The 21,120-nt window shown below is 47.2% G+C and carries 25 protein-coding genes and 1 tRNA gene; 4 read left to right on the forward strand and 22 right to left on the reverse strand.

What is annotated here, in order from left to right:
* The first annotated feature begins 5 nt into the window (after positions 1-5).
* On the forward strand, positions 6-1,196 hold the full coding sequence (locus NSU14_RS25335; protein WP_340947698.1) for a copper amine oxidase N-terminal domain-containing protein: 1,191 nt from the start codon (positions 6-8) through the stop codon (positions 1,194-1,196).
* Between the two features lie 109 nt (positions 1,197-1,305).
* Here the strand turns inward: NSU14_RS25335 and NSU14_RS25340 are convergent, their stop codons facing one another.
* From NSU14_RS25340 to NSU14_RS25350, 3 genes are all read right to left on the reverse strand, one after another.
* A complete protein-coding gene (locus NSU14_RS25340) occupies positions 1,306-1,704 on the reverse strand; it encodes a thiol-disulfide oxidoreductase DCC family protein (RefSeq protein ID WP_042140821.1) in 399 nt (132 codons plus the stop codon).
* A 126-nt stretch (positions 1,705-1,830) separates the two neighbouring features.
* Entirely contained in the window at positions 1,831-2,109 is a 279-nt protein-coding gene (locus NSU14_RS25345; RefSeq protein WP_039296361.1) for a hypothetical protein, read from the reverse strand.
* Positions 2,110-2,392: 283 nt separating this feature from the next.
* Positions 2,393-2,812 carry an organic hydroperoxide resistance protein gene (locus NSU14_RS25350; RefSeq protein ID WP_042140820.1) on the reverse strand — a complete coding sequence of 140 codons (420 nt, stop codon included), beginning with the start codon at positions 2,810-2,812 and terminating at the stop codon, positions 2,393-2,395.
* Positions 2,813-2,999: 187 nt separating this feature from the next.
* On the opposite strand from NSU14_RS25350, the gene NSU14_RS25355 reads away from it, so the two are divergent.
* Entirely contained in the window at positions 3,000-3,479 is a 480-nt protein-coding gene (locus NSU14_RS25355; RefSeq protein ID WP_076242370.1) for a glutathione peroxidase, read from the forward strand.
* Positions 3,480-3,659: 180 nt separating this feature from the next.
* Here NSU14_RS25355 and NSU14_RS25360 read toward each other — a convergent pair whose 3' ends face one another.
* From NSU14_RS25360 to NSU14_RS25370, 3 genes are all read right to left on the reverse strand, one after another.
* Entirely contained in the window at positions 3,660-4,535 is an 876-nt protein-coding gene (locus NSU14_RS25360) for a polysaccharide deacetylase family protein (protein ID WP_340947699.1), read from the reverse strand.
* 120 nt (positions 4,536-4,655) lie between these two features.
* A tRNA-Leu gene (locus NSU14_RS25365) sits at positions 4,656-4,738 on the reverse strand.
* Positions 4,739-4,857: 119 nt separating this feature from the next.
* On the reverse strand, positions 4,858-5,226 hold the full coding sequence (locus tag NSU14_RS25370; RefSeq protein ID WP_042134309.1) for a helix-turn-helix domain-containing protein: 369 nt from the start codon (positions 5,224-5,226) through the stop codon (positions 4,858-4,860).
* 148 nt (positions 5,227-5,374) lie between these two features.
* On the opposite strand from NSU14_RS25370, the gene NSU14_RS25375 reads away from it, so the two are divergent.
* Together NSU14_RS25375 and NSU14_RS25380 are read left to right on the forward strand one after the other, a co-directional pair.
* Positions 5,375-5,572, forward strand: a complete 198-nt coding sequence (locus tag NSU14_RS25375) for a Rha family transcriptional regulator (RefSeq protein ID WP_076242814.1) — start codon at positions 5,375-5,377, stop codon at positions 5,570-5,572.
* A 36-nt stretch (positions 5,573-5,608) separates the two neighbouring features.
* Complete coding sequence (locus NSU14_RS25380) at positions 5,609-6,250, forward strand: hypothetical protein (protein WP_076242368.1); 642 nt, start codon at positions 5,609-5,611, stop codon at positions 6,248-6,250.
* Positions 6,251-6,269: 19 nt separating this feature from the next.
* Here the strand turns inward: NSU14_RS25380 and NSU14_RS25385 are convergent, their stop codons facing one another.
* The 16 genes from NSU14_RS25385 to NSU14_RS25460 form a co-directional block, all read right to left on the reverse strand.
* The gene (locus tag NSU14_RS25385; protein ID WP_340947702.1) at positions 6,270-7,262 is read right to left on the reverse strand and encodes a hypothetical protein; all 993 of its coding nucleotides are present in this window, start codon (positions 7,260-7,262) and stop codon (positions 6,270-6,272) included.
* Positions 7,259-7,696 carry a DUF3788 domain-containing protein gene (locus tag NSU14_RS25390; RefSeq protein WP_042134303.1) on the reverse strand — a complete coding sequence of 146 codons (438 nt, stop codon included), beginning with the start codon at positions 7,694-7,696 and terminating at the stop codon, positions 7,259-7,261. Before NSU14_RS25390 ends, NSU14_RS25385 begins: the two co-directional genes overlap by 4 nt.
* Before the next feature lie 531 nt (positions 7,697-8,227).
* Positions 8,228-8,629: a hypothetical protein gene (locus NSU14_RS25395; protein WP_340947704.1), complete on the reverse strand. Its 402-nt coding sequence runs from the start codon at positions 8,627-8,629 to the stop codon at positions 8,228-8,230.
* A 17-nt stretch (positions 8,630-8,646) separates the two neighbouring features.
* Positions 8,647-8,799 carry a deaminase domain-containing protein gene (locus NSU14_RS25400; RefSeq protein ID WP_081969850.1) on the reverse strand — a complete coding sequence of 51 codons (153 nt, stop codon included), beginning with the start codon at positions 8,797-8,799 and terminating at the stop codon, positions 8,647-8,649.
* Positions 8,774-9,460, reverse strand: coding sequence for a hypothetical protein (locus NSU14_RS25405; protein WP_340947706.1), 687 nt, complete (start codon positions 9,458-9,460; stop codon positions 8,774-8,776). Before NSU14_RS25405 ends, NSU14_RS25400 begins: the two co-directional genes overlap by 26 nt.
* Before the next feature lie 373 nt (positions 9,461-9,833).
* Positions 9,834-10,175 (reverse strand): Imm3 family immunity protein, encoded by a 342-nt coding sequence (locus NSU14_RS25410; protein ID WP_042134298.1) that lies wholly within the window; start codon positions 10,173-10,175, stop codon positions 9,834-9,836.
* Between the two features lie 32 nt (positions 10,176-10,207).
* Positions 10,208-12,316, reverse strand: coding sequence for a deaminase domain-containing protein (locus NSU14_RS25415; protein WP_052421705.1), 2,109 nt, complete (start codon positions 12,314-12,316; stop codon positions 10,208-10,210).
* 109 nt (positions 12,317-12,425) lie between these two features.
* Positions 12,426-12,725 (reverse strand): WXG100 family type VII secretion target, encoded by a 300-nt coding sequence (locus NSU14_RS25420; RefSeq protein ID WP_042134296.1) that lies wholly within the window; start codon positions 12,723-12,725, stop codon positions 12,426-12,428.
* A gap of 189 nt (positions 12,726-12,914) precedes the next feature.
* On the reverse strand, positions 12,915-15,680 hold the full coding sequence (locus NSU14_RS25425; RefSeq protein ID WP_340947707.1) for a DUF5704 domain-containing protein: 2,766 nt from the start codon (positions 15,678-15,680) through the stop codon (positions 12,915-12,917).
* Between the two features lie 607 nt (positions 15,681-16,287).
* On the reverse strand, positions 16,288-17,523 hold the full coding sequence (locus tag NSU14_RS25430; protein WP_336103506.1) for an S-layer homology domain-containing protein: 1,236 nt from the start codon (positions 17,521-17,523) through the stop codon (positions 16,288-16,290).
* Between the two features lie 40 nt (positions 17,524-17,563).
* Entirely contained in the window at positions 17,564-18,541 is a 978-nt protein-coding gene (locus tag NSU14_RS25435; RefSeq protein ID WP_076242363.1) for a hypothetical protein, read from the reverse strand.
* A complete protein-coding gene (locus tag NSU14_RS25440; protein WP_076242362.1) occupies positions 18,528-19,079 on the reverse strand; it encodes a hypothetical protein in 552 nt (183 codons plus the stop codon). The genes NSU14_RS25435 and NSU14_RS25440 overlap by 14 nt, the downstream gene beginning before the upstream one ends.
* A 15-nt stretch (positions 19,080-19,094) precedes the next feature.
* Positions 19,095-19,457 carry a hypothetical protein gene (locus NSU14_RS25445; protein WP_076242361.1) on the reverse strand — a complete coding sequence of 121 codons (363 nt, stop codon included), beginning with the start codon at positions 19,455-19,457 and terminating at the stop codon, positions 19,095-19,097.
* Positions 19,457-19,996: a hypothetical protein gene (locus NSU14_RS25450; RefSeq protein ID WP_042134289.1), complete on the reverse strand. Its 540-nt coding sequence runs from the start codon at positions 19,994-19,996 to the stop codon at positions 19,457-19,459. Before NSU14_RS25450 ends, NSU14_RS25445 begins: the two co-directional genes overlap by 1 nt.
* 24 nt (positions 19,997-20,020) lie before the next feature.
* Positions 20,021-20,545, reverse strand: a complete 525-nt coding sequence (locus NSU14_RS25455; RefSeq protein ID WP_042134287.1) for a hypothetical protein — start codon at positions 20,543-20,545, stop codon at positions 20,021-20,023.
* Positions 20,546-20,604: 59 nt separating this feature from the next.
* On the reverse strand, positions 20,605-21,114 hold the full coding sequence (locus NSU14_RS25460; RefSeq protein ID WP_076242360.1) for a hypothetical protein: 510 nt from the start codon (positions 21,112-21,114) through the stop codon (positions 20,605-20,607).
* Between the last annotated feature and the right edge of the window lie 6 nt (positions 21,115-21,120).

A 21,120-nucleotide genomic window follows, 5' to 3' on the forward strand; every position in this document is an offset into this window, starting at 1 on the left:
CAATTATGAAACTAATTCCCGGATTCCTTGCCGTTCTTGCCTTATCCGGTGCAGTCAGCTTATCCGCTGCCGCAGCAGAACAACCTATTACAGTCCTGATTGATCAGCAGAAGCTGAACCTGAGCTCCAGCTCGCCGGTCAAAGACAACGATTCTATCCTCGTGCCTATGCGCCCGATCTTCGAGAAGCTGGGCCTGGACCTTACCTGGGATGCCAAGACCAGCACCGTCACCGCCAGTAAGGAAGGCCTGAGCATCAAGCTGCAGATCGGCAGCAAAAAAGCCAGCGTGAATGGAACGGTCAAGTCGCTGGTATCCGCTCCCCGGATGATTAATAATGTGACGTATGTCCCGCTGCGCTTCGTCAGTGAAGCTACCGGCAACCAGGTGAGCTGGGATGCCAAAACTAATACCGTAGCGATTACCAGCGCAGCAGACACTGCTGCATCCACCAAAGAAATCTCAGCCCTGTTCGATAAGTACGCCGACTATTTGAATAATGAGAATGCCAAAGGTTTCGTGTCGCTTATCGATCCGCAGTCTCCGCTAACCGCGATTGGTCCGCAGCTTGAGGAACAAATGGCGGAGTATGATACCAAGACCACCATTGAGCAGCTGAACATTATTGATGTGCAGAAGAGTGAAGCAACTGTGCAGACGATCGAAACCAGCAAGAAGCTCGGCGGTGCTTTTATGCTGAACAGCAAAGCTGAGTACATCTATTCCCTGACCCGGAGTACCGGCAGCACACAGTGGCAGATCAGCAATCTGCAGATCAAAGCAATAGAGTATTCCCTTCCGGAGGGGACACTCGAAGCAGCAGTTTCGGTCCCCAAAGCTGAGGAAGATCTGATCAATGCTGTGGTTCAGGCTAATTTTGATTATACCAACAAAGAGAACCTGGACGGCCTGCTCTCGACCATTGACGAGACTTCTCCCGCATATACTCAGACCAAACAGGTGTATGCCCAGATGTTCCAGGTCTATGATCTGGATTCCGCTATCGAGTCTTCCAAGATCATTGATTATACAGCCGATGAAGCTTCCGTATATCTGGTGCAGACGACCAAGAAACTAAGCGGTCCTGCGTTACCGGATAGCCGCTCCACCACTGTGACAACCCTGAAGAAGTCTGCTGACGGCAAATGGAAGCTTTCCCAGAGCTATATGCTTAAAACGGAACCTTTGAAGCCGTAAGGAACTGCTCAGGAAACATTGAATTCATCTGCGTCAAAATAATCTGCAACCCAAAAAGCAGTGCCGCCCTCAGAGGACGGCACTGCTTTGTATTAAACCCGGTTTCCGGTTACAGGAATCTCCGCTTCAGATCCGGTGACGGGAGCAGACACTGCTCATCCCGGCCGAACCAGCGGTAGCGGTTCCTTGCCACAAGCCTGTACAAGGCGTTACGCAGCGGTTTCGGCACCAGGATGAACACATATGCGAGCGGCCACGGAAACCGCAGTCTGCGGGCAATCCGCAGCACTGCAGCCGACTCTGTATAATAGCAGCCGTTCTCCACAAGCACCACAGTGTTTAACTGATTGCCGGGCAGGCTGCCAGCCCTCAGCAATTCCTTGGCCGCCTCACTCTGCAAGGAGGCGAACATGAAGTTCGCCCGGGGATCACGGGGAACAATGAACCGGACCAGCCCCTGGCACAGATGACAGACTCCATCAATCAGCACAATGGATTTACCCTGCATTTCCTTGTACTCTTCAGCCACTTCGCCGCCCCCTTCCTCTTAATCATAGTGTACCCTTCATATCCTCTTCTGAAAAAAACAAAAAACGCGGGATAGCTCCCGCGCCTACAACGTCAGTACGTGTAATTATTCAGCAATTGCCTTGTTAATCCACTCGTCCCCGATCATTTGCCCTTCGAAATCAGCTGTGAAGGAATCCATGCATCTGCAGATGAAATCTTTGCGGCATACCGGACATGGCGTCTTGAGCAGGCGGCTGATGTTCGTCATTTTCCATTCCGGAAACCGATTGTAGAACGCGCGGCACTCCGTTCCGTCAGCAAGCTTGATAATGAACTCGTACAATCCTTCCTTATCATTGCTGCTGGCTTTAGTCACATTCGTAATATTCGGTCTGTAAGACATCTTCATCACCCATTATTTAAATTTTTGGTAGTTAATAGCACACGCGACATTAACAGATACTTAGACATATTAAAGAATTTCCGGGGTGATGTCAACCAAACAGCAAGCTCGCGCCCGCTATTTATTGCACTTCTAACCTTCTCCGACTCTATTTAGCCATTATTCCCAGCTTTGTTCATTCCTACCCGTTGTTTCTGCGGCTCCACATAGTATAAGACCGGACATCGGCTGTCCGGCCTTATACGGGAACATATCATTTTCAATGATATAACTTCACCATACCTTACAGTACGTTCAGTTCAACCTCAATATTTCCGCGGGTCGCCTTCGAGTACGGGCAGAAATCATGAGCTTTCTTCGCCAGATCTTCCGCTACAGACCGTTCAATACCCGGCAGCTTCACATCCAGTTTAACCGCAAGCTTGAAGCCTCCGTCGCTCTCGTCCTTGCCAATCAGCACGTTGGAAGTGATCTCCACATCCTGCAGCTTCACGCCCTCCTTACGGGCAATGTTGGCTAGCGCACTCTCATAGCAGGCACCATATCCTGCCGCGAACAGCTGCTCAGGATTCGTACCGGCACCGCCGGGACCGCCAAGCTCCTTCGGAATTTTGAGGTCATGCTTAAGGGCTCCATCCGATGATTCCACTGAACCCTCGCGGCCCCCGCGAACGGTTGCTGTAGCTGTATATAACGCCTTCAGTTGCACTGCAGTCATCTTTGATCTTCTCCTTTATCAAGCGGATTTTGTACCGACACATACCTTTAACTTAAACATCCCCTGCATTTTGAAACGATTATGCAATGTTGTCACAACCTGGAGGGTTGCTTCTGACGGTGAATAGTGTACAATTAAATTGTGATAAATCAATGTTCGGGAGGAATTATCCATGAGTGTCTATGATTATGAAGCCAACACCCTTAAGGGCCAGGAAGAATCACTCTCCAAATACAAAGGTAAAGTACTGCTTGTCGTGAACACAGCCAGCAAATGCGGTTTCACTCCTCAATATAAGGGTCTCCAGGAAGTGTACGATAAATTCAAAGACCGCGGATTCGAAGTTCTGGGGTTCCCCAGCAACCAATTCGCCGGACAGGAGCCGGGTGAGAGCGAAGACATCGCCGAGTTCTGCGAGATTAATTACGGTGTAACCTTCCCTATGTATGAGAAAATCAATGTCAACGGCAATGAAGCCCATCCTTTATTCAAATATCTCTCCAAAGAAGCACCCGGCGTACTCGGCTCCAAGAGCGTGAAATGGAATTTCACTAAATTCCTGGTGGATCAGGAAGGCCGCGTGCTGAAGCGGTTCTCACCGCAAACCACACCGGACCAGATTGAAGCAGACATCGCCAAGCTGCTGGAGTAGAGCGACCTAATTCATCTGTCTGCCGCAAAATACAAACACCCTTACTGCCCGCATGAATGCCGGGTGTAAAGGGTGTTTTTTTCATCTTAAGCTTACCGGTAACTTCCTGTAATTAACCCCGGCGCAAGCCTTGCCTTATCTAGCCCAAGCGCATCTGTTCACGTACGTCCTTCCAGGATATCAATCGGATTTCTTCGTCCACCAGCAGCTGTCTGAATTCCTTGTCCATACACAAGTTATATTCCATTTCTCTTTTGGCGAAGAGGGGGTAAGGGTGCGCATTTCAGCAGTGTCCCTTGAAGGGTGCACGACCAGCTCCGTTATTCCAGCTTTCATTTCTTGGATGGCCTGCGATAATTGCCGCCTCACATCAGGATAACCCTCCCCCTGCTCCTGCTCATAAGGCAGAATGATTAAATCATCAATCAGCGGGATTCCCCGGCGGTCTGCCGAATGAATTCTCTTCTGGAACAACTCCCGCATCTGCGGAGATAAAAAAGACTGGTTCACAATGTTCCGGGGCAGCTTGAACGGCAGCCGGTATTCCTCACACAAGTCGAAGGCCAGCTCCAGAAAATCGCGTCCGCCCGCCAGTCCCAATAGACTGCCCTCATGACTGTCCAGATGTGTCGGATCAATCCCCATCCGTATGGCGGCTTCGATCTGATTGCGTACTTCAGTCCTGACTGCTTCTTCAGCAGCCTGAAGCTCCACTTCAGCCGATGTCCCCCAAAAGTACCCCTCTTGAGTCATTAACGATTGAACCCTTCCATCTCTCGTCACCGGCCCCCACTTATACTGCGGGAAACTGGAAGTAAGCGTAAGATGCACACCGATATTCGCTTCGCGGTTATGTGCGGCATAGTCAGCTGCCTGCTTAGCCCAGGGCCCTGGCATCATAATCATGGCGGAAGTAATGGCCCCCGTGTCCCAAAGCTTCATAATCGCCTCATTCATAGAGTGGCACATGCCGAAATCATCCGCAGTAATAATCAGGCAGCGCCCGTTCAGACTCCGCTTCCCACTCCATTCTTTACTCCGTCCGGTATACATCATCCTCATCCCCTTCTTATTTGATTTCCCTCCATGCTCCTGCAGCTGCAAACCCAAATAAACAGCAAAAAACCTGAAGTCCCTTATGGATAAGGAATTTCAGGTTTCTGCTGTTACATGTTATGCGGTAGAGAGGACTCGAACCTCCACGGGTATACACCCACTACCCCCTCAAGATAGCGTGTCTGCCATTCCACCACTACCGCGCGGTGTGAACAAATGTTAAAGCTTTGTTTGAGGCCAACATTCAATATTATAAATCCATTGCCGCAAAAAGTAAAGATGCCCTTTTAAGAATTTTCACTCCTGTCAGAGCATCGCTTATTTAATTAGAATTCCCGTCATCCGCCTTGCGCTTACGGTACTCTGTAAATTCAATGTATTCCTTGATAAACTCCTTCTCTTTCTGCAGCAGTTCATCCGTTTGGCAATTCAATTGCCGTATTTGGCCAAAAAAATAATCCTCTCCGCTTTCTTTCACCGTGTCCACACTCCGCTTGCCCAGAATCAGCCAATCGAGGCTCACATTAAAAAATGCGGCGATCTCAATCAGCTTATGCGTGCCGGGCGTCGACTTGCCGCGCTTCCAGTCTCCCATGTTGCCGGTGCTGATATTCAGCTGCTCACAGAAAGCTTTCTTCGTAAGTCCTTGCCGTTTGATGAGAGATTCAATTCGTTCGTAAATGGAGTGCATTCGGTAACCCGCCTTCCGCCAAAATGTTTTATACGTAAAAACGTTATTTTTTATTGTAAAATGACGTAAAAAAGTATATAATTAACTATTATTATGTCTTTTCCTAATTATAACATAGCGGCTGGATAGTCGATAAGAGGTGAGTGATCTGAACAGCAAACGACCTATTACTCCATATGGCTGGGCTATCAAACAGCGTCTGACAGAACTGCATTTGGACCAGAAGAAATTCTGTGAGTTACACGGCATCCCACCCTATCGGCTATCCAACCTGATTCACGGCACACGTAAAGCCGACCGCTACCGCCGCCAAGTCGCCGAACTGCTGAACCTCCCGCCATCCTAGCTTGTCATTCCTGCACCACCCAAGGAGCGATTACCATTGCCGGACAGTATCTCTTCTTCCATCATTCAATCCCTGAATGCCATGAAGCATAACTCGCTGGTAATCGGCAGCACTGGGGACATCCGTTTCGCCAGCGATCACTGGGAAGACTTTAACCGGCTGTACGGCTTCTCAAGTGCTGGGGACTGGCTCGAATTGAATGTGCTGGAGCTGTTTCGGCACAAGCTGGCTGATCCGGACGGGATGGTAAAGCTGGAGCAGCTGCTGTGTGATATTTTCAAGGGAATCCGCCTTGTTGCCAGCGCTCAGCTAACACTACTGACCTGGAATAACGGCAGCAGAATATTTCACCTGGATATCTTCCCGCTCCTTACTGAACAACAAGCACCCGCGCATCAGACTGCCGTCCTTACACTGCGTGATATTGGACCTTCCCCTAAGTCAGAGGAATCTGCCGGTCCTCCCCTTGTAACCCAGTGCCCCAGCGTCCATCTACACCCAAGCCCCCAGCTCGTGCCCATCTGTGCAGCCTGCAAATCAGTCCGCAGCAGCCAGGAGGAATGGATTACCATTGAACGTTTCCTGAAGCTGCAGCTCTCTTTACAGTTCACCCATGATATCTGCCCGGACTGTATCCGCGAGCTGTATCCGAAATATGCGGCGGCTCTGAAGTGGTGAATCCTGTTAATAAGTTCTGTTAGCGAGACCTTGCCAGAATAATTAATTCTCCATCCCATTCGGGAATAAACAAGTGGTTGTTATAATAGTCAAGACTGCAAATTTTGGGTAGCTGCAGAGCAAGCGGATTTATAGATATAGCTGAATCATTAATGTAAGAAGGGACTCTTGAAGTACGGCCAGCAATCGTGGTTATCCGCCCCGTTTCGTGTTCGACCGTTCGAACCACATGATTCTGTGTGTCTCCAATGAATAGATTGCCCGCCTCATCAATCGCCAAAGACCAGGGCCCATCGAAGTGCTCATCCGGATTAGATCCGAAGGTTGCCTCTAATGCCGGGCCGCCATCTCCGGAATAACCACCTGTCCCCGTACCTGCCACTCGTATTACTACATCACAGCTAACATCAATCATCCGTACACAATAATTCCCGCTATCCAGAACATAGATATTGCCATCAGGCCCGCGCCGCAGATCAAAAATCCAATTAAACTGCACTTCATCCCTTGCTGCCTTATCCTGCGCAACCCCTGGTACACCGTTACCGAAAGTGGTAAGCAGCCGGCCTTCAAGGTCGAACTTGTGCACTCTGCATCCGGTCACCTCATTAATCCACAAGAAACCGCCCGGATCATACTCGCAATTGCCAATGTCCTTCAGCCCCCATACGTCTCCGGCGATCAATAGCTGCGAACTGCCTGTAAAGTGATTTATCCGGAATACCTTGTTATTCCCGCTGCTTACAACCATGATTGTATCTGAATCTATTGTAGTCATATAAGTGGGGTTAGCCAGATCAACATGGATATGCCGGACTCCAGCCCTCACCGGTGACTTCCCGGCCGTCCAGCTGAGCGTATTGCTGCTCCTGCTTATTTTCCCCAGCCAATGTGTATCATGATCCAGTATGAACCGGTTCCCCTGACCGTCGTGAAAACCGAAATGACAGTATCCGTCGATAATTGTGCTCCGCTCTTCAAAATGCAGAATACGTTCAACCGTCCAGTTCATCGGCGGACTCTCGCTTTCCTCTTGATCAGAATCATCCTTTGGATATCCTCAAGCTGTCCGGCAGCTTCGACCCTTATCCATAACCATTTCCCGTCATGATACTGGGCTGCAGAATCATACACGGAGCGGAAAGCGCCGCTGAACTCTGCACATCTGTCCTGATATCCTTCAATCTCCTTTTTTCCAAGGACAAGCAGGACGGTAAATCCGTTTTTCTCCGGGAACATGTTAAATAGGGTTTTTCCACTTTTACGGTACCTGACGTTCCAGCCGTAATTCTTGCCGCCATAATTCCATTCGGCTACATGGTCGTAATGCTCCTCTGCAAAGCTCATTAATTGAACCCAGGCATCCTTCGCCCCACTTCCAAGAGATGAATACAGCTCGTCTTCCGTTGGCATTTCGTTTTTATCGGTAAACCGGTCACTATTCATACCTGCACTCCCCTGAATTTATGATTCAAAGCAAGCATTCGCAGGCTGTCATTACGAGTATTGTAGCATTTTATTGCAAAAAAACGGAAACCCTTATCGCTAAGGATTTCCGTTCTCCATAGCTTGATTCAATTCCGAAGGAATACCTTGCTGTGACAAATATACCCCAGATTTAACCAGTAGTGTCCGTTAGGCTCAATACCAGTGAGGACGGTCACTCTTGGCACGTAACTGCTGAAGCGCCTTTATCCATTGAAGCCAGCTTCTCATTACTAGGATGGTCTGACAGTAATACTGAAATGAATAGCAAGGCTAATCATGGTCGTATCTAACCATAATCAGCCTGCTTCGGTGACGAATAACGTTATTCGGTTACACCATTAAAGTATTCCCGTGCTTTCTAACAAAATAGTAAAATCTTCATAAGGGCATTACATGGTTATATCTGTTATTTGTTGACTGATGCTTTCATTCGGCACTAAGTAGCCTCCACCTGTTTAAGTTCGTAGTACCACCTTTACAACACTAACGTCAATCAACTTTCAAACCTAAGATGTATTCTACTCTTGACTTAGTAGCAAAGCTTGTTTCCCTAATTTTATACTCATCTTTACTATCAATTAATTTCTTACATACTTGAATATCTTGCTCCAGCTTTTCAATGTCATTTTTATCTATATTTTCTTCGAATTCAACGTTTTCAAGGTAAATATCCAGCTTGTAATATATAAAATCAGCAATTTCTTTATATTTTAAACTCTCTATGGCAATAGAAATAAAATATAATGTTTTAGTAAATAAACTATCGTTTACTCTTCTCCAGTCTTCTTCCAAGGTTTTTGCTGAAACTTGAGCCACATTTAAACCTTCTTCTTCAATGTATTCCTCAAAATCTAGCCCTATTGATGATTTTATCGATTCATAACTTGTCATATTCATATCATCAGTCCTTATTTCATATTTTTAGAATAGACATTCAACTCAATATTTGGAAACTTACGTCTAAACCCCATAATTAAATTAGAACAACTTTGACACGCATCTAGTTCTGTAAACAAATCTATTCGCCCTTTAACATTAGGATCTTTTATTTGAGAGCGCATATTCTTCCTTCTCCAGCAGTGGTACGCTTTTGTCTGTAATGGAAGGATCGTAGTCACAGGCTTTGATAGCTGACTGCTTGTAATATCCGCTGAGGTCCTTCCCGGGCTGATACTGGACTTCGCTTATCCCCATCGACTTCAGCTTCTTGCGCGCTTCTTCTGCCTGCTGATGTGCAGCCTCCATTTGTGCCTGATTGCCAAAGGTCTTATACACCTCGTAGGCGGTCTGTGACTTTCCAATCTGCTCCCGTGCTTCGTAAATCTCTTTCAGCTTCATCTGCGCGGCCAGTCCATTGATGCTTACCAGGCCTGACTGCTGAATCATTCCCCGCAGCTTCTGCACCACCGGATCGCTGCTCCATTCATCCCTGGTACTTAGAATCGTTAACGTACATATCAGGCTGGTCACGGCCTTCTGTGCCAAGAAGGGGATAGAAAGTGGACCGAATGACCCACGGCTGCCTCCGCTTCCAAATAACCCTGCCAGTACACCCAGTTGCTGGCTGAGCTGACCTGCCTGCCGCTTATTCTCGGCTTGTACACCCTGGACGCCCTGAACGGCACTACGGATCAGATCCTCCAGCTTCTCAGCCTCGCTGGTTAATTCCTTGATGAGCAACTGGCTTTCTGATGGTTTGACCCTGCTAGGATGGTCTGACAATAATACTGAAATGAGAAAACAGGCCAATTATGTCGTTTTTGACTATAATTGGCCTGCTTCGGTAACGGAATAGCATTATTCGGGCTACAACATTAAAGTATCTTTGTACGTGCAATCAAAATAGTAAAAACTTTATCCGGGCATTATTATTGGTTGACTGATGCTTTCATTCAGACTCTGTGTAGCTTCCCAACAAAGAAAAACTTTGAAAAGCACGAAGTCAATCAAGGTTGTTTACTCCACCTGATCAAACTAAAATTGCGATAGTTCATACGGCACTTAATGCATCTATCTACCATCTACCATCAATCAGATAGTCACAGCACTAAAGATAACTCATTTTTAGCTCTATTTAAAAAACATATTCCCTTAATTAGGTTACTCTGAAAAGCCGCCTCCGTATCTCTTCTATCTCCTTTTTCACAATGTTTAGTTCAGCATCCTCAAATTGATTTAGTGTGTGCAATAATATATCGGCTTCTGTAAGTTTAAAAAACTCATCAGAAACATCGGGTCGAACTTCATTATGCTCAACGCTTAATTTCACCAAAATAATATAAATCATTAGTTTTTCCAATTCATTTGCTTCAATTACTGTTTCAAATTCATAAAGCGCTCTTTCAACTGATTGGGTGACATTCAGTCCAAGAGCTAAGGATTGGTCAAAATTTTCACGAACTATTTCACTAGCCTCTTCATAACTCCAAATCTCCATTGGAATCCTCTCTTCATTCAATCTTAATAGAATTATTTCTTTCCAGTATAAATGTTCAGTTGTATATTGGGATATCTTCTTCTAAATTCCAAGATAACATCACTACAGCTAGCACAGGCCAACCGTTCAGTAAATAAGTCAATAGTTCCAGTGGCTTGTGTGTTTTCCCCAAGTCTATATGCTACGTCTTCCAATATTTTAACTTCTGTATCCCATTCCCGGCTATAAGCTTTTTCTGTTCCAACATATCCATCCTTATCGACATTAATTGTTTCAAAGCTCCTTTGCTCTTTTGATTTTAATAAAATAAAACCGTCTGAACCTTTATCAGTTGCAAAGTTTACGCTACTGTGAGCTTTTAATTCATTAGGAAGTCCACTAATTTCTATCTTGGCAACACCTAGATTGCCAGATTTTTTGATTGAGCTTGGTAATTCACTTCTTATCTCATCAACTCGTTGTTGGAGTGCTGCTGCCACTCCAGTCTTTCCCTTCCCCCCAACCCGAACCTCCTCAAGCTCCTTACCCTTCCCATCAATCTCCGCCTTGGCCTTAGCGGTGCCATCCACCTCTTTAAACTTCACTTCACGGATAGACCCGTTCACGAGCTTCTTTACACTCGCCAGCCCTTTGCTGGCGGCGGTGAATAACGCATCTCCCGCTCCCGCTATTGTCGTGTTCACACCTACCGAGATTAAGCGCTCTCCCACGCTTTGCTTCCCATCATCCCGGTAATCGTTGATCGCGTCCATGGTTTCTTCAAGGGTTCCGCTGATCGCTCCGGCTACCATCGATTTAAGTAAGGTGGGCGAGAACTTACCTACCACGCCTGGTGTCTTCACTGCGCCCAAGAACTTCCAGGGCAGGCCGATGCTAATGAAGGTTCCGGCTATTTGTCCCGCTTTTTTTCCATACGGATCGTCCATTGGGTTCACATAGCCTTCCGGCATTGGACCTGCAATCCAGTCCCCCAGCATCCTTGGGAGTCCAAATGTGGCCGTGTTAATGGCTTGGACCATCATATTGCTTCCACCCATTAGGATGTTCGCCACTGTCTGATTCCCTACTCCGCTTCTCGCCAAACGGTCTTGATCTGCTGCTTCCTTATCCAGCTTCTCGTAATACGCCTTGAGTTCTTCATATATCCGGTCCTGTTCCTCAGCTGGTAAAGTAACCCAGTACGTTCCTTTCAGCCGCTCGATCACCGCCGGATCGTTCCGGTTCAGGATATCCGCTTCTGACACGCTGTTACGCGGGTCTACCGGCCCTATCGTTGCTTCCGGTTGGATCAGGGCCAACTGCTGCTTTGCCCACTCCCCCTGTATTCCCGGCTCCATCGCCATCCGCAGCAAAAGCGCATATTCTTCCTTCTCCAGCAGCGGTACGCTTTTGTCTGTAATGCTCGGATCGTAGTCACAGGCTTTGATCGCGGACTGCTTGTAATATCCGCTGAGGTCCTTCCCGGGCTGATACTGGACTTCGCTGATCCCCATCGACTTCAGCTTCTTGCGCGCTTCCTCCGCCTGCTGATGGGCCGCCTCCATTTGTGCCTGATTGCCAAAGTTCTTGTACACCTCGTAGGCGATCTGTGACTTTCCAATCTGCTCCCGTGCTTCGTAGATTTCCTTCAGCTTCATCTCCGCGGCCAGTCCATCGATGCTTACCAGGCCTGACTGCTGAATCATTCCCCGCAGCTTCTGCACCACCGGATCGCTGCTCCATTCATCCCGGGCACTCAGGATCGTTAACGTACGAATCAGGCTGGTCACGGCCTTCTGTGCCAGGAAGGGGATAGAAAGTGGACCGAATGACCCACGGCTGCCTGCGCTTCCGAATAGCCCTGCCAGTACACCCAGCTGCTGGCTGAGCTGACTTGCCTGCCGCTTATTCTCGGCTTGAACACTCTGAAATCCCTGGACGGCACTGCGTAACAGATCCTCTAGCTTCTCAGCTTCACTGGTTAATTCCTTGATGAGCACTTGAGCCTTTAGCAGCTCCTGCCCCAGCGGGATGCCGCCCCAGTCCGAGGCTTTTCCCTTGAACTGCAGATGCAGGCGGTTTGTGTCCTGGCTGACCAGTCCAATCTTCGTCCGCAGGCGCTCTACTTCATCGACATTGAACAATAGTTTCGTCGTCGCCATGGCTTCCCCCTGCTAGTTTCTAATAAAATCAGCTATGCAGTATGCTGCATAGCTGATTGCATTCTTATGTAGTGGGACTCTTGCTGTTTATTTGGATAAAGAAAATTATTTAGAAACTTTTGTTCTGAGCAGCTTTAATTTCTTTAGAAAGAGTTTCATAACTGTTCGAAACATTTCTCATATGAATTCCAATATTCTCAAGAGCTTGGCCAAAAGCAGTAAAAGTTTTATCCATTCCTTTCACCTTTTCCGCAAACTCTCTTGCGGCAGTATCCTCCCAGATACTGTTCAACGTCGTAGCTGTAGTCGTAATTTTTTTCATTAAATTATCGTATTCTCCTTTTTGTTTTATAATATTCTCTGCAAGTGTTTTCAAACCATCATAGTTTACTGTTACTTTGTCTGCCATTATAAATCGCTCCTTATAAATCATATTTTTATATAAAAATGAACTTGAAAAACACAATTATTAATTTGAAGGAATTTCAAGTTCATTAGTATAACTCAGGTTTCACTTAATTTATTTATCGGATAAACGCGTAAATTATTTTATATTTTATTCCTTTAAAAGAACTTTTTACCTTAATTTAAATTATCTTCATTTCCCCTGCCCCTGATAGTCATTGCGCACCGAGAAATCCGATTCGAACAGGATTATATCTCCCGAGGCAAAGGAAAAGGTCTGCCCCATTTCATCTGTGTCTGCGGTCATCTGGCCCTCAATCGACCACATATTGGCTTCAGGCGCTTTGTAGCCCAGAATGCGGGTGCCGGCATCACTATTTTTGACCGTATAAATTTCGAACTTCACCAGGATATATCCGCCGGTAATGAACTCCTGTTCATGGCCGTCCAGTGCGCCTCCATAATGATTCGCCAAAGTCACAATGTTAGTCCCCTTGGGCAGGATATAAGGAGCTATCGGCAGGTTGTATTCCCCGTACCAGTGCTGCACGCTGCGTACTGCGGCAACGGGGTTTACTCCATTCGGAATATTCGTAGGACCGACTAAGGTACGAGATGTATAAGGCAGAATTTCCAGGTTATAGCCTTCGGAAATCTCGGTTTTACGCTTTATATACTTCTCGTAGAACTTCAGCCAATTAGTTTGTCCCCGCTCCGCCTCCGTGAGGATATAGTTATACTCATAGCTGGCCGCCGTGGATAACTCACCGCCTGATATATTCCGCAGGCCATCGGCCAAGCGGTAGGTGCGGGTATAGCTCAACTTGTCCTTCGGTGAGCCGACGCCGATCATCTTATTGCCCGAACCCGAGACGTCATAATACAAATCTACGGGCGCTGCACTTCCTCCGGTTTTCGGAATAAAGTAGAAGCTTGGCTCAATGCGAATTCCCTCTCCCGGCTGCCACAGATTCCCAATGGTCCGGAAATCGAACAGAAACGAGTAGCCGTTATGCGGAACCGTTATTTGCTCCGTGGGATGTGAACCTTTGCGGATAGGGAGATGCCACTGTCTTTGTCCGCTTAAAGCCGTTGGTGCACCATTCTCATCGTTCCCGCCCGTATAATACATTGCGCTGCTATGGTCCAAATTGCCCGTTCCCGTGCGGAATACTTTTTCAAACCGGAAATCTCCGATATCCCAGATCCGAAAATCGAACAGCCGCCCGACCACACCGACATTGAAGCTCTCTGCTGCGCAGTAATTCGCCAGATTACCGTTCAGATTAACCTGACACAACTCCGCCCCGTCTGAAGGTGTATTGATTGCCCAGGACTGTGTATGAATGGTATAGTCCCCTTCGTTAACCCAAGTCGGCATGGTAAAGTTCATATACGGTGTCCCGACAGGGATGTTGATCCAGGTGTTTTCCGGGTAATACTGCCCCTCTTGGAACACACCGAACGGAAACTGGATGCGTTTGTTCTGCGTGTACTTGCCATAATCCCGGTTGCCGTAGCCGGGAATGTTCAGGTGCTGCCCGCTCTCTGTGAAATGAACAGTAAAGGGCCGGTCCAGAATCAGCACCGTCCGGTCGTAATCCGGGTCCATCCGCTGGTCGTAAGGACGGTTATCATCCGGGAGAAGCGAATAGTTGACGACGGGTGTGTGTACGGTGATGGAGTTAATTCCATTGATTGGATACGACTGGTCCCCCTGTCCCTCCACATTCTCCGGCAGCATCGTGTAATATATTGAGCCAGAACTGGCCGCATTTGCCCGGTTGAGCAGACTCCGGTTAATCATCAACTGGCCTTGATAAAGTACATCGCCTCCGGTATCCTGCGGATCGGCAATCCTTCCCGGAACGGGCCCGGTCTTTGTAGAGACAGTGTCATCCATAATTATCTGTCCGTTGAATACCAGCCGGTCATTCTGCACCTTTGGATCGTTCGTTTGCGATTCTGCAAGACTCTTAAGCTCCGCTGAATCATCAACATCGTCCGGGCCAGGTTCATGGTCCCCACCATCAACCACCTCCGGCGTAAACGATAGGGTTCCTGTCTCTTGGGGAACAACATGCTCTTCCACCACTGTGCTATTGGCAAGTTCAAGCGCTGGAGGATTATAGTTATTAGGGTAAAGTGTGACTGAACCATCCGGCAGTGCATAATTCTCCATCAGTGCCCGGTCGATTTGATAGACAGATAACTGATCGATCTGCCAGTACGCATATTCTCTAGGCGTCAGTTCAAAGGTATAGGTTTTGTCAAAGGATGAATCTTTGGGAATTGGATCTTGGGGGATCGGATCTCCACCATCCTCTCCCGGAAGATCCGGCTGCGCTTCCTCCCATTTAGTAGGATAGGTAACATCCACACTGCAGGAATAGCGTATCTGCCCTGCCATATTGGCAAAGGTATGTTCAAACAAATAATTCTTTCCCCACGCATTGGCGTATAAATGATCTGAGGTAGGAATTCCGGTCGGTGCATCAAAATGTATCCCATTCGCTGCATCATCACCCAGAATGACCCCGCTCGCTGCCGGGTCCATAAATGATGCTTGCGGAGCCGCAATCTTGTTCGGAGGTTGAATGGTGTAGGTGCATTCGCCTGAGCCGGAGCCTTCTCCCCCGCCTACGGTTATGGTAGCAGTTCCATATAGGGAATATGGATATTTGTTCCACTTGGCTGTGATATGTGCAGTTCCTTCTGCATGGGCCACTACTTTCCCATACTGGTCTACAGTAGCTACTGCTGAATTATCTGAGCTCCAGATCGTATTCGTTGTCGCCGATGTCACATCGTTCCAATTGTTGGAGAAATCGGTCATATCAGTAGCCATTGTCCGCACCTGAGCCTGCAGATTTTTCGAATCATTAACTTGAAGAGTAGCATTTTGGAGTACACGCATTTGTTTCTTTTCAACTACATATCCTTCGTATTTTACATCCATTGGAATATAGTATTCTGCTGTATATTTATTCGCCCCATCCGCTCTAGTACCAAATTTTGTTTTTAGATTATAATTTAACGGATAGCCCGTATAGACCTTGATGTTAGCTGTCATTGTACCTGCCTGAAACTCCGGATTCCCGCCAGCCACAGCTGGCGTATAAGTGGCCCCAACTGCTTTCCATGCCATATCTGATATTTCCAGATTTTTGATTTCAGATATGGGGAATGCATTTTCTCTTTGGTCTTTCATGGATTCAGGGGCATAATCTCTCATATCCAAAATAAAATCGGTACGTTCTTTCTTCGGAACCGCAGAGTCTCCAGATCCATTCGTTAAAGTTGTTTTTGGCCCGCCTGTATAAGTTGCTGTCCATTCGGGACCATCTGATTGCACCCATACGACTTTGGGACGTGCCTCTTTCTCACCTCTTACTTTTACTTTCACAGTCTGCATGGGTGCCAGACCTTGCGGAGTTACATCAATGTCTAGGACCCCCTCCGGGTATCCCTGATTAAATCCTGTTGCATAAGACGGAACTGGAAATAGAGCAAGTATTAAAGCTAGAAGGAGTAAACCTACGCCCCACTTTTTCATACCGCCTCACCTATTCCTCTTTCGGTTTATAATAGAGCCAGTATCCGTCATCCATCGTCAAACCCTTTTTACTTTGCCCAACTTCTATGAATTGCACCTGCCATAAAGTAACCCCTTTTCCGTCCATATAGTTTGCAAAGAATTGCTGAGGTTCATCATAGGGTAAAGTATTATATCCATATTTATTTTTAAGATTATCAGTCCTTGTTCTATTTCCTGTAAATAAACCACTATCATGATCACTGTAATAATCACCTATGGAGAATGGACTTTTCAACGGATAAATAGTAACTTCAACATACGCCCTATATACTCCAGGTTTATCTTGTTCAGCTATTATTTCACTTTCATCGAAAAACAAAGGTGCATAAATCCCTTTAGGATTTTTGGGATCCTGTGCATTCACAAAAATGAAATGATTTAATTTGACAATACAGCTTTTATTTTTGAATGTGAATGTTTTCTCAGCAGCATCATTAAAGGAAGATTTACCCGTCGTAAACGGACTGATGCTCTCCATATTCGTCCGCTTGGTTCCCACTTCCCGCAGCTCATTTAATCCCACGAAACTGGCTGCCGGCTGCTGACCGACCTCATTCAAACGCAGCAGGATAGCGGATGCTTCCGCTCGTGTCGCTTTTTGAGTTAATCCAAAGGATCCGTCCGGATAGCCGCTCATCAGCTTGGTCCCCAGCGAAACCGCAATATACGGAGCTTGGGACTGTGAGACTCCCGGTTTAAAATACTCTTTTACCGGAAGCACCGTTGTAACCGTGTCCTGCAAGGCCTCCTTATACTCTGGATCGGCTGCCGCAAGTCCGGATGCCATCCATTTGGCAATTTCCATCCGTGTAATAGGCGTGCTTGGCTTGAACCCGTTCGGATAATCACTGATATTAATGTATCCCAGTGCAACTGCCCGGTTCACTTCAGTCTCACTCCAATGCCCTGCCAGATCCGGGAAATTTCCCGGTTGTGCTGTCTCAGGCTGTACCTTCGACGCCCTTGCCAACAATGCCGCGAACTCTGCCCGGGTTACTGATCCATTCGGTTTGAATGTGCCGTCAGCATAACCTTTGAAGTAGCCATTTTTCACCGCCGTATCGATAGCCGCTTTAGCCCAGTGCCCTTTAATGTCCGTAAACGTAACAGTCTGCTCTGCTGCTAGCACTGGACGACTCTGCACCAACAAACTTGTGCATACTATAGAAACAATCAATAGACTGTTAAGTATTATTTTTTTCATTATTTCCCTCCTTTATTGAATTGCACTCATTCATTTTCTTTCACCTAACCGCACAATCCTCCACAAAATACCCTTTCCTCGCTGCCTCCTCCGGATCGAACAGGCTCTCAATCACATTCGCTCCGGCAGGCAAGCAGCTTTCACCGTAGGCCGTACGCCGGCCTGCTGCATTCCGGGTTCCGATTAGCACCTTGCGCCGCATGACCGCGCCGCTGCCGAGGGAATAAGCATCCAGCAGCTCCCCGCCGGGAAGCGGATAGCCTTGTATAAAAGCCATCATTCCCACATCCTGTATTGACTGCTCCTGAAGACCGCGCGGCAGTGTGAACTGGATGGATAAGCCCATCCGCTTCACCAGCTCCAGGTGCCTGTTAATGGCCGTGGCCAGATCCTGTTCGACCAGTGAAGTGATCGTGCTCTGGCGGATCTCACGGAATAGCTCAAGTGAGTTGATAGGCGCTAGACTCGTCTCTCCGGCCAGCTCCGCGTAATCTCCCTCATAGAATTCATTGGTCCCAGTATCATACACCCGGGCGTTATCGTCCAAAGTGAAGTAGAGCAAATTACCATTACGAAGCTTGTAATAGTAAGGCCGTTCCGGCCAGCTGACAGGCTTAAGCTCCTTCTCTCCATTACTGGCTGTATCATCAAGCGTAACCAGGGTATATCCGCTATAACCGAACATCACAAGGGCCGGCATATGCATTTTCAGATTGTTCAATTCAGTCCTATTATTCTCCAGTCCGAATTTCAGCGCCAGGTTACTGTAGAACACACTCAGCACATCCTGATCCAGCTTCAGCTGGCGTTCCCGGCCATAATGGACTGCCGTTATCGTCGGCTGCATTTCCAGCCGGGACAGATAGTCTCCGGCATCATCCACTGCGGCCTGAAAATCATCGGAATAACGTTTGTACTGGTCTTCATTAAAGACCCGGAGGTCTTCTCTAGTATCATTAATAAGCACTAGCGGTATTACTATAATCAGAAAAACAAGCACTACACTAAGGGGCTTCACTTCGCACCATTCCCCCGTACTTCAAATTGAGCGGAATCCCCTCACTATGGAATAACATCGACCGCATCCGCGAAGCCAGTGTCGTCCCTGCAGATTCCAGCCGGACATTGAACAGATCACCAACATGCATGGTGAACCTTCTGCCGGGGGCATCTGCAGCAAGCGAAGCTGCTGATCCAGGATACAGGACTCCCAATATATCCTTATTAAAATATCCGTCATACCTGACACTGAAGCTGTTCTGAAAGGTCGAATAATCATCAGGATTGGTGTATAGAGGCTCCAGGTTCTTTTTGTAATATTCCATTTGAACATCGAATACTGCATATGAAGCATCCAGCGTATGAAGAAACCTCTCATAATCTCCGACATCCACATACCCTTTGGCACGAACCGTATCTACGAACTCCACCATAGCCGCATTCGCTGCAAGCTTCGTATTCTTCTCTACTACCTCTGATTGGCGGAAGGCCGGGTAGACTCCAAACACAAATGCCAGCAGAATCACGATAATTACACCTTTTAGCGCATCTGCCATGCGGCTCCTCCTTTCTCAGCGGGCAGCAGAGATTTCCGTAACCATCTCATTAGTCCGCGTAACCCTTAGCTCATAAGCAACACCAGGCACACCCCGCAGATCCACTGCATCAAGGTCTGTTTCTTCATTAAATACAATGCCGTCTATCACTAAAATGTAATCCCCTTCGAGTGCCTGAGGAATCATACCAATTAGCTGCTCTCCTGAGACTTTCTTCAAATCACCGGTCCCTGTATAGGGGGCTAATGCAACTGTAGGCGGCTCCGGCCGACTGGCCTGAACAGTGCTGTCAGCTTCCAGGCGCAGAAACGTAAAGCCGCCAATTACGAACATGATCCAGGCGAATAGGGTTAGCAGGAATTGGGTGGCGGTTTTCATTACTTCACAGGGTCTTGATTAAACTCAATAATCCGGACCTCACCGTTTTTATCCCTATGCAATGTGGCTGTAAAGATAGAGAGCGTATTAATATTGCAGTTATAATCATTAGCCGCATTTACACTTTGATCGAGCATTTGGGATACGGAATAATTGTCAGCATCATCGTTTATATCTGAAAGATTAAGCTCTGTAGCCGCTGTTCCTTCGACAGCCGCTTTCGCTGGCACATAATAAGTTGTGTATGTATTCCGGGCATAGAAACCTTTCTTATTGACGCCTGTCTTAATCAGAATGGAAAATTGAGGTCTTCCCTTATACCGCATAGCAGCATTAATCACATCCTGACCGGACACATCCTTGTTATCATACATATTGAATTCCGCCTGATTGATCATTTGGGTCTGGGCCAGTGTCTGCTCCTGGGCACGGATAAAGTAATTGTTAATAATCAGATAAATACTTACCCCTGCAGCAACAATTAAGATGGTAACAATAATACCGATAACCCATTTCAGACCCGTTGAAATATTCTCCATCTTCAATAACTCCTTCCTGAATATTTATTTCTGCGTAAACACAATTAAACGCACTTCCTGATTACTGTCCCTGTAAACAACAGCTTTAAAGACGGATAGCGTATTTACCAAATGATTTTTATCTCCGTAGGAGGATGGTATCTTGGTCTGATCCAGCATTTCTGAAACACCGATGCCTGCATCGGAATTTTCAGTTTTCGTCAAATCAACAATAGGCTTATTTATATCAGTAGGCTGAGTATAGTTCTTCCCATATGTATTCTCTGCATAAAACCCTGTAGTATTTTCCCCGGTAATGATCTTAATCGCAAACTGCGGACGCCCCTTGTACCGCATCGCCGCATTGATTACATCCTGGCCGGACACATCCTTGTTGTCATAGCTGTTAAATTCCGCCTGATTAATCATCTGGGTCTGAGCCAGCGTCTGCTCCTGGGCGCGGATGAAGTAGTTGTTAATGATCAGGTAAATACTTACACCTGCGGCGATGATTAGAATGGTAACGATAATGCCGATGACCCATTTTAGGCCCGTCGAAATATTTTCCATGAAGTTCTCCTCCTCACTTTATATTGAAAGGTTGCTTCTATACTCTCAGTCCAACAACACTACTGTGCCTGAAAATAAATAGCCGCAATCCGCTCGTTCTTGTCTTTGATCAGCTTAGCCCTGTACCTGGATTGGGGGCTGACGTAAACCGGGCCGGATGCATTTGAAATTTCCTCATCTGTCCGGGTATAACTAATACTGGTCCCTTCCTTGAACTCCCCGCTTGAATAATTAAAATTACGGCAGGAGCCCTCCCCGCTCGGATTCATACTAAATTCCCTGGTGGATACATCCTGACCGTAGACATAAGGTCTTTGAACATAAAGGCAGAAGCCCGGCTGTGACTCATAGCGGCGGTAAGCCGTAAGAATCTGCGAGCCGCTGACCAGCTGATTGTCGAAGGCGGAATATTGCTGCTCCGACAACGCCCTCGCCTGTGCTGCTGCCTGGCTGTTCGCAAGCTCAACTACAGGCTGTGTTTTCCCCCACAGGAACAGGCCGGAGGATATAATGGCCAGCGTGATCAGAATGGATATGGTTGTTTTCAAAAAGCTTGCTATATTCTCCATGCCTGT

It is taken from the genome of Paenibacillus sp. FSL R10-2771, assembly GCF_038000205.1.
Lineage (GTDB): Bacteria > Bacillota > Bacilli > Paenibacillales > Paenibacillaceae > Paenibacillus_AQ > Paenibacillus_AQ phytohabitans.